This is a genomic window from Enterococcus sp. AMC1086 (assembly GCF_058216575.1).
In genome coordinates, this window is the sequence record NZ_CM177100.1 from 3366560 (window position 1) to 3374123 (window position 7564).

7 protein-coding genes are annotated in these 7564 nt (G+C 37.2%); 1 reads left to right on the forward strand and 6 read right to left on the reverse strand.

The window, feature by feature from the left end; all coding sequences use genetic code 11:
- Window positions 1–27: 27 nt before the first annotated feature.
- Both mnmG and mnmE read right to left on the reverse strand, forming a co-directional pair.
- The gene (mnmG, locus tag AC4BC4_RS15760) at window positions 28–1935 is read right to left on the reverse strand and encodes a tRNA uridine-5-carboxymethylaminomethyl(34) synthesis enzyme MnmG (protein WP_490476335.1); all 1908 of its coding nucleotides are present in this window, start codon (window positions 1933–1935) and stop codon (window positions 28–30) included.
- Window positions 1936–1948: 13 nt separating this feature from the next.
- Window positions 1949–3346 carry a tRNA uridine-5-carboxymethylaminomethyl(34) synthesis GTPase MnmE gene (mnmE, locus tag AC4BC4_RS15765; RefSeq protein ID WP_490476336.1) on the reverse strand — a complete coding sequence of 466 codons (1398 nt, stop codon included), beginning with the start codon at window positions 3344–3346 and terminating at the stop codon, window positions 1949–1951.
- A 312-nt stretch (window positions 3347–3658) separates the two neighbouring features.
- On the opposite strand from mnmE, the gene AC4BC4_RS15770 reads away from it, so the two are divergent.
- Window positions 3659–4000, forward strand: coding sequence for a hypothetical protein (locus AC4BC4_RS15770; protein ID WP_490476337.1), 342 nt, complete (start codon window positions 3659–3661; stop codon window positions 3998–4000).
- Between the two features lie 219 nt (window positions 4001–4219).
- Here AC4BC4_RS15770 and jag read toward each other — a convergent pair whose 3' ends face one another.
- The 4 genes from jag to rpmH all read right to left on the reverse strand — a co-directional run bounded on the left by jag (window position 4220) and on the right by rpmH (window position 6736).
- Window positions 4220–4996 carry an RNA-binding cell elongation regulator Jag/EloR gene (gene jag, locus AC4BC4_RS15775; RefSeq protein ID WP_490476338.1) on the reverse strand — a complete coding sequence of 259 codons (777 nt, stop codon included), beginning with the start codon at window positions 4994–4996 and terminating at the stop codon, window positions 4220–4222.
- A gap of 15 nt (window positions 4997–5011) precedes the next feature.
- Window positions 5012–5839, reverse strand: coding sequence for a YidC/Oxa1 family membrane protein insertase (locus AC4BC4_RS15780; protein ID WP_438757784.1), 828 nt, complete (start codon window positions 5837–5839; stop codon window positions 5012–5014).
- A 15-nt stretch (window positions 5840–5854) separates the two neighbouring features.
- On the reverse strand, window positions 5855–6193 hold the full coding sequence (gene rnpA, locus AC4BC4_RS15785; RefSeq protein WP_438757783.1) for a ribonuclease P protein component: 339 nt from the start codon (window positions 6191–6193) through the stop codon (window positions 5855–5857).
- A gap of 408 nt (window positions 6194–6601) precedes the next feature.
- The gene (rpmH, locus tag AC4BC4_RS15790) at window positions 6602–6736 is read right to left on the reverse strand and encodes a 50S ribosomal protein L34 (protein WP_010762140.1); all 135 of its coding nucleotides are present in this window, start codon (window positions 6734–6736) and stop codon (window positions 6602–6604) included.
- Window positions 6737–7564: the final 828 nt, after the last annotated feature.

Consider the following 7564-nt stretch of genomic DNA (forward strand, 5'->3'; position numbering starts at 1 on the left):
GTTTCACATGAAAAAAAAGGCTTAGTATCAAGCCTTTTCTGTCTTCACTTTTGCTATCTTCCCTTGTTCAATATAAACCATCAAAATCGATAGATCTGCTGGATTAACACCACTGATTCGGCTTGCTTGGGCAATCGTTTCTGGTTGAATTTTTTGTAATTTTTGCTTTGCTTCTGTTGCTAGACCGTTGATTGCTTCATAGTCGATATTTTCTGGAATCCGTTTAGCTTCCATTCGTTTTAGTTTATCAACTTTTTCCAACGCTTTTTTGATGTAGCCTTCGTACTTGATTTGAATCTCCACTTGTTCGATGACTTTATCGTCTAATTCTACCTCAGATGCGGGGATAAATTGTGTCACTTCATGATAGGTCATTTCTGGACGTTTTAAGAAGTCACTCGCTAAGACGCCATCTTTCAGTGGAACAGATCCTTTCGCGTCTAAAAACGCTTGTACGTCCGCTGTAGGCTTGACTCTAACTGAACTTAAACGAGCAATTTCTGCTTCGACTGCTTTTTTCTTTTCAAGATATGCCTTATATTGGTCTTCTTTGACTAATCCAATTTCATGTCCTTGTTCAGTTAAACGTAAATCAGCATTATCATGACGCAAAATCAAGCGGTATTCCGCTCTTGACGTCAGTAAACGATACGGTTCATTCGTACCTTTAGTGACTAAGTCATCGATCATAACACCGATATAACCATCGCTGCGTTTCATCACAAAAGGCTCTTTTCCTTGAACTTTTAATGCTGCATTGATTCCAGCGATCAGACCTTGGCCTGCTGCTTCTTCATAGCCGCTAGTACCATTTGTTTGTCCGGCTGTAAATAAGCCATCAATCACTTTTGTTTCTAATGTTGGACGCAATTGGTGCGGCACGACCACATCATACTCAATCGCATAACCTGTACGCATCATCTCAGCTTTCTCCAAACCAGCAATGGAATGTAGGATATCCGTTTGAACATCTTCTGGTAATGACGTCGAAAGTCCTTGAACGTAAACCTCTTCTGTGTTTAATCCTTCCGGCTCCAAAAATAATTGATGGCGAGGTTTATCTGAGAATCGAACAATTTTATCTTCGATGGAAGGGCAATAACGAGCGCCAACGCCTTCTACGATTCCTGTAAACATCGGTGCACGATGTAGATTGTCTTGAATGATTTCATGGGTTCCTTCATTCGTATAGGTCAGCCAGCAAGAACGTTGTTCTAAATTATACGCATCATCTGGTGTACTGAAACTAAAGTGATTGGGTTGTTCGTCACCTGGTTGTTCCTCTGTAACAGAATAATCGATCGTGCTAGATTTCACGCGAGGTGGTGTACCTGTTTTGAAGCGATCTATTTCAAGTCCTAGTTCTTTTAAATGATTCGCTAAACCAATAGATGGTAATGAATTATTAGGTCCTGAAGAATATTTTAGTTCGCCAATGATGATTTCACCACGAAGTGCTGTTCCAGCTGTAATAATCACGGCTTTACTTTGGTATTTCGCACCCGTTGTTGTCACGACACCTCGGCAGATACCCTCTTCTACGATTAGACGTTCAACGATCCCTTGACGTAAAGATAAATGATCCGTGCGTTCGATCGTGTGTTTCATTTCCGTAGCGTAGGCGTGTTTGTCCGCTTGGGCGCGCAAGGCGCGAACGGCCGGTCCTTTTCCTGTGTTCAGCATCCGCATTTGGATGTATGTTTTGTCTATATTATGACCCATTTCTCCACCTAATGCATCGATTTCTCGGACCACAACTCCTTTGGCTGGACCTCCGACAGATGGATTACATGGCATAAATGCGACCATATCTAAATTAATTGTCAAAAGCAGTGTTTTACTGCCCATACGAGCGGACGCTAAGGCTGCTTCTGAACCAGCATGTCCTGCTCCAACTACGATTACATCATATGATTCTGCTTTAAATTGATTCATCGACTCTTCCTCTCTATTTTCCTAAACAAAATTGGCTGAATAATTGGGTGATCAGTTCGTCTTGGACACTGTCCCCGACGATTTCACCTAAAAAGTCCCAACAACGGGTCATATCCATTTGAACGAGATCGACTGGCATACCGGCTTCGATTCCTCGAATCACTTCATCCAGCGCTATCGTAGATTGATCTAGTAAGGCAATATGGCGGGTATTAGATACGTATGTCGCGTCTTTTTCCCCTGTTTGTCCACCGAAAAATAAGTCTGCGATTTTTAATTCTAATTGTTCCATTCCTGTATTAGATAAGACCGATACTGGTAAAATTTCTTCCTCTTTAACTAGCTGTTTTAATTCTTCCCGATCTATTTGAGAAGGCAAGTCCATTTTATTCAGTAGGATTACACGTTTTAATCCGTCTGTCGCTACTACTAATTGGCGGTCTTCTTCTGTTAGCGGCTCATTTTGATTTAGAACTAGCAAAATCAAATCGGATTCAGCTAATGCTTTACGGCTACGTTCAACGCCAATACGTTCAACGATATCTTCTGTTTCTCTGATACCAGCTGTATCGATCAATTTTAGTGGTACACCTCGGACATTGACATATTCTTCAATCACATCACGTGTCGTTCCTGCGATATCTGTCACAATCGCTTTTTCTTCACGTAGTAAATGGTTCAATAAACTTGATTTTCCAACATTTGGACGCCCGATAATCGCTGTACTTAAGCCTTCTCGCAAAATTTTTCCTTGCTTTGCCGTTGTCAGTAAGCTTTCGATCTGAGCTTTAACAAATCCAGCTTTTTCAAGTAACAATCTCGTCGTTAATTCTTCGACATCATCGTATTCCGGATAATCGATATTAACTTCAACTTGAGCTAACGTTTCTAAAATTTCTTGTCTTAATGAACGAATCAGTGAAGAGAGATTTCCATCAAGTTGGTCTAACGCTACATGCATTGCTCGATCCGTTTTTGCTCGAATCAAATCCATCACAGCTTCTGCTTGGGATAAGTCCATGCGCCCATTTAAAAAAGCTCTCTTGGTAAATTCTCCAGGTTCAGCTAAACGTGCGCCTTCTCTTAACAGCAGCTGTAATAACTGATTTACAACAACGATTCCACCGTGACAATTGATTTCAACAACATCTTCTCTGGTAAATGTTTTCGGTGACCGCATAACGGAAACCATCACTTCATCTAGTAAACTATCATCTTTAGGATCAAGGATATGTCCATAATGGATCGTGTGAGTAGGAACATCCATTAATTGTTTACTACCAGAATGATATACTTTATCTGCGATAGCGATTGCTTCATCCCCACTTAAACGGACGATGCTGATTGCACCCTCTCCAGGAGGCGTTGAAATTGCCGCGATCGTATCAAATTCTAACGTTATTTGTTGCATTTTTGACAGACTTCCTTTCATTGATAGATTGAGTCGTTTTTCTCGTAATAATGACTACGTTAAACCACTCTTGTATTTTTTAACCTATGTATACATCTATTTTTGGCTACAAAAAAAGCGCCCACTCCACCCCTGTTTTTTCAGGTTGGATCTAGCACTTTCACTGCATCAATTCCTATTAATTTCATGACATAGAATAGCATATTTTCTTTTTTTTCGCAACATTATTTATTTGCTGGAAACGTTCTTTAACGTTGCATTTCTTCTTGTTTATCTTTAAAATAAACTTAATAAGGCGAGGAGGTTTCTACAATGAGACGAACAAAAAAAGCTGAATTTAACGAACAAGAATTAGAAAATCGTTTAAGCGGAATCACATTGTCTACAGGAAATGTGAATAAAAAATATATCGTTCGGGATATTATTTTTGCGACTGATCGAATTGAAACAGACTTATTTTCACCAGAAGTCAATCCAAATGATGTTTTCAGCGGCGTTTACCGTCAACTTAAATTGATTGCATTTGAATATGAAGCAGATGCTGTGATCAATTGTCATTTTGAAGAGAAATATGTGGAATATCAAGGGAAATGGGTCGTGGAAATCTTTGCTTATGGCACCGTGGTCCAGTTTACTCAAACAACGATAGGTTAAATGAATAAAAAAACCTGATTCGAAAAGAACCAGGCTGGAAGAAGCACGAATGCTCCAACTACTTTATCATCGTATTTTATACGTTGATAAGAATGATTTCGTTTAAAATATACTTTGTTTAACTGTATTTGTCAATGCATTTTTTTCACGTAATTGTTCAATTTAAACAATAAAAGACCCTTTAAAAAAATTACTTTTTAAAGGGTCTTTTATTGTCTGCTAGTACTTTTTCACAGGTTCAACAACCAAATAGCGATAAGGTTCATCGCCTTCAGAATGCGTTTTGATATGATCATCTTTACTCAAGGTAAAATGAATTTGTTTTCGCTCAAATGCTGGCATTGGTTCTAGAAAAACAGGTCGGCCAGTTTGTTTGACTTTTTCTGCTGTTCTTTCTGCTAAACGTTGCAAGATTGCTTGACGTTTTTCACGATAATCACCAACATTTACCACAACAGATAATTTGTTCAGTGCAACTCGATGAACGAACACTTGCGCTAAGTATTGCAATGCATTTAAAACTTTTCCGTGTTTCCCAATCAAAATGCCTTGTTTGTCCGTATCTAAATGAAAAACCAACAAACCATCTTTACGTTCTAATCGGACTGAAGCTGGCGCATTCAATTCTTTTGAAATGCTTGTTAAATACGTATCCAATTCAGCGATTGTTTCTTCATCTTCTAGATTTTCCAAGACTTTTGGTTTAGAGGGATCAGAATCTGACGTTTTAGCAGCTAGCAGTTCTTCAACTGCTGTTTCTACTTTTACTTCCTCATCTGTCACAATGATCTCTTCGACTGTCTCAGCAACTGCTTCTGTGATTTGTTCACTGACAGTAGGTTCGATCGATACTTGAGCAAGTTTTTTACCAAAACCCAAGAAACCTTTCTTAGCATCTGTAATCACGCTGATCTCCACTTCTTCTTTTGACAAATTCAGTGCGTCTAAGCCTTTAGTTGTTGCGTCTTCAATTGTGTTTCCCTCATATACCGGCATCTGGAAAACCTCCTTTTATTTTTTCTTATTTTTTTTCTTAGGATTCATTGCTTTCTTTAATGCTCGTTCGCGTTCTTTCACTTGTTGTTCTGCTTCTGCACGCTCTCTGCGGATTTTAAATGGATTATTGAGTAAGAGCGTTTGCCCTACTTGGAAAGCATTCGAGACTACCCAGTAAAGTGATAATCCGCTGGCTAAGTTCATCCCCATTACAAAGATCATAACTGGCATTGCGAAGTTCATGATTTTCAATGACGCATTCGATTCTATTTGACTCATACTCGTTAAATAAGTGCTGGCAAATGTAAAGATCGCCGCTAAAATCGGTAAAATCAGATATGGATCGGGTTTGCCTAAGTTCAACCACATAAAGCTTCCCTGTTTTAATTCTGGTACACGGGAAATCGACTGATATAGTGCCATCATGATTGGCATTTGAATCAATAATGGTAAACATCCGGCATACGGATTTACATTATTTTCAGCATATAATTTTTGTTGTTCTTCACGGAACAAACGTTGTGTTTCTGGATCTTTTGATGAATATTGTTTTTGTAATGCTTTTAGTTTAGGTTGCAATTCTTGCGTCTTACGCATGCTTTTCGTTTGAAAATGCATCAAAGGTAATAAAATGATTCGAATCACTAAAGTAAATAGGATGATCCCAATACCAGTATTTGCTGAAATGGATAAGAATTTGATCGCTTCCGCGAAATAATAGACAATATAGCGGTCCCAAATTCCTGTACTGCTCTCGTTAATCGGGGCTGTTCCACAGGCAGACAACACAAAAACAAGTGTTACTAGACCTGCCATCAATAATAGGCGTTTATACTTCTTCACAAAACTGTTCCTCTCTTATTTCAAAATTTTTGCAAGTTTTAAAACATGCGTCAGGTTGCTGTGAATTTCTTCTGATGTCAACTTGTCGACACCAGGTCTTGCGATGATAATAAAATCACAAGTTGGATCGATTGATTCTTTTAATTGGTAGATCGACGTACGGATTTTACGCTTAACAGCATTTCTAACGACCGCATTTCCAATTTTTTTCCCTACAGAAATTCCGACTCGGAAATGTTTTTGTTCTGGTTTTTCAAGTACATAAACAACAAATCTTCGGTTGGCACAGGATTGTTTATGCTGAAACACTGCTTGGAATTCTTTTTCTTTTTTTACTCTATAGGATTTCTTCATCTGCATCCCTTTGTTTCTTTCATTTTTTACTCACTCTACAATAATAGCATATTTCAGCCCTTTTTTTCCAAATTTGATGGAAAATCTCCAGAGATTTTGGTGATAATGACTCTAATTTAATATCTTATCATTTTTTTAGTTTTTTTTCACTTTATTTTATAGGATTGAAAGATTTTTTGGAGGTTAGTTAGCTTTTAGAAATTGGTGAAGTTGAAATACAATGGACGTAATTTATAACCTGATCGTTTTTTAGTCTCTTATATATTGCGATTTTCATTGCTGCTATTTTTTTGTTAAGCGTTTGGTGATTCACAACAAAAGAACCCTTTATTATTTCCACACATACATTGTGAAGATAATAAAGGGTTCTTAGTTTAAACTTGATTCGTTATTTAAAGTCAACATAGATTATGCTGAAATAACTTTTCTGCCTTTACGACGTCTGCTCGCTAATACGTTGCGACCATTTTTTGTGCTCATGCGTTTACGGAAACCGTGAACTTTTTGACGTTTGCGTTTGTTTGGTTGATACGTTCTTTTCATCTCTTGTTCCACCTCCTGAAATTGTAACTATCCATCAATACATAGACATACTTTGATAGTATAACTAGTATTGGGTCGATTTGTCAATAAATTTTCTGGAATAAATTTTTCTTCTTATGTAAATAAGTTATCCACAAAAAGGAAATATTCGTGAATAAGTTGTGGATAGCTTTTTCTGTTGCCGTATTTTATTTTTAGTTTCTTCCACACTTTTACACAAAAAAACAGGATGTTAAAAAGTTATGCACATTTCGTTTTCAGCTTGTGTATAACTCTTTGGAAATCCATGATTGACAGCGTTTGTTTTACAGAAGATCTTGTGGATAAATAAAATAACAAAAAGAAATCCACTGTTTTATCTTTGTATGTGGATAAGTTTATAACCCTATGTGTATCTTTTTTCCACAATTCACAATTTGCCTGTGGAAAAAGTTCTAAAAAAATGCTAAAATTCTATTTGCTTATCTATTTATATTTGTTCAGGTTTTTATATAGAAAAAGTTATACTATATTTGTGACAAAAATTGCTACAACGATCATTTTCCTAGTAAAACTGAACGAGTCCACTAAGTATCTACTTGAAGCACAGCAAAGAAATGTGCTAGTGTTTCAAAGTACAAGATGAAATGAAGAACGTTATTATCGTATATTATCTAGCTTTCTGGGCTAAACAAGCCCACTACGCTTTTATTCTATCTGGCTGTACAAGCTAGCTCTTTGGAAAAAAGAAAAATTATGAATAAGATAAAAAGCATCTTAGTCATAATTTTCTATTTTTCTGTTAGAGCTAAATGGCTTGTTCCGCTTTTAAATTAAGGAGGTCACCAT

What these genes read in the sequence shown, in the direction of transcription:
- mnmG (WP_490476335.1), bottom strand. Translation starts at nt 1,935, where the DNA reads ATGAATCAATTTAAAGCAGAATCATATGATGTAATCGTAGTTGGAGCA.
- AC4BC4_RS15770 (WP_490476337.1), top strand. Translation starts at nt 3,659, where the DNA reads ATGAGACGAACAAAAAAAGCTGAATTTAACGAACAAGAATTAGAAAAT.
- rpmH (WP_010762140.1), bottom strand. Translation starts at nt 6,736, where the DNA reads ATGAAAAGAACGTATCAACCAAACAAACGCAAACGTCAAAAAGTTCAC.
- mnmE (WP_490476336.1), bottom strand. Translation starts at nt 3,346, where the DNA reads ATGCAACAAATAACGTTAGAATTTGATACGATCGCGGCAATTTCAACG.
- rnpA (WP_438757783.1), bottom strand. Translation starts at nt 6,193, where the DNA reads ATGAAGAAATCCTATAGAGTAAAAAAAGAAAAAGAATTCCAAGCAGTG.
- jag (WP_490476338.1), bottom strand. Translation starts at nt 4,996, where the DNA reads ATGCCGGTATATGAGGGAAACACAATTGAAGACGCAACAACTAAAGGC.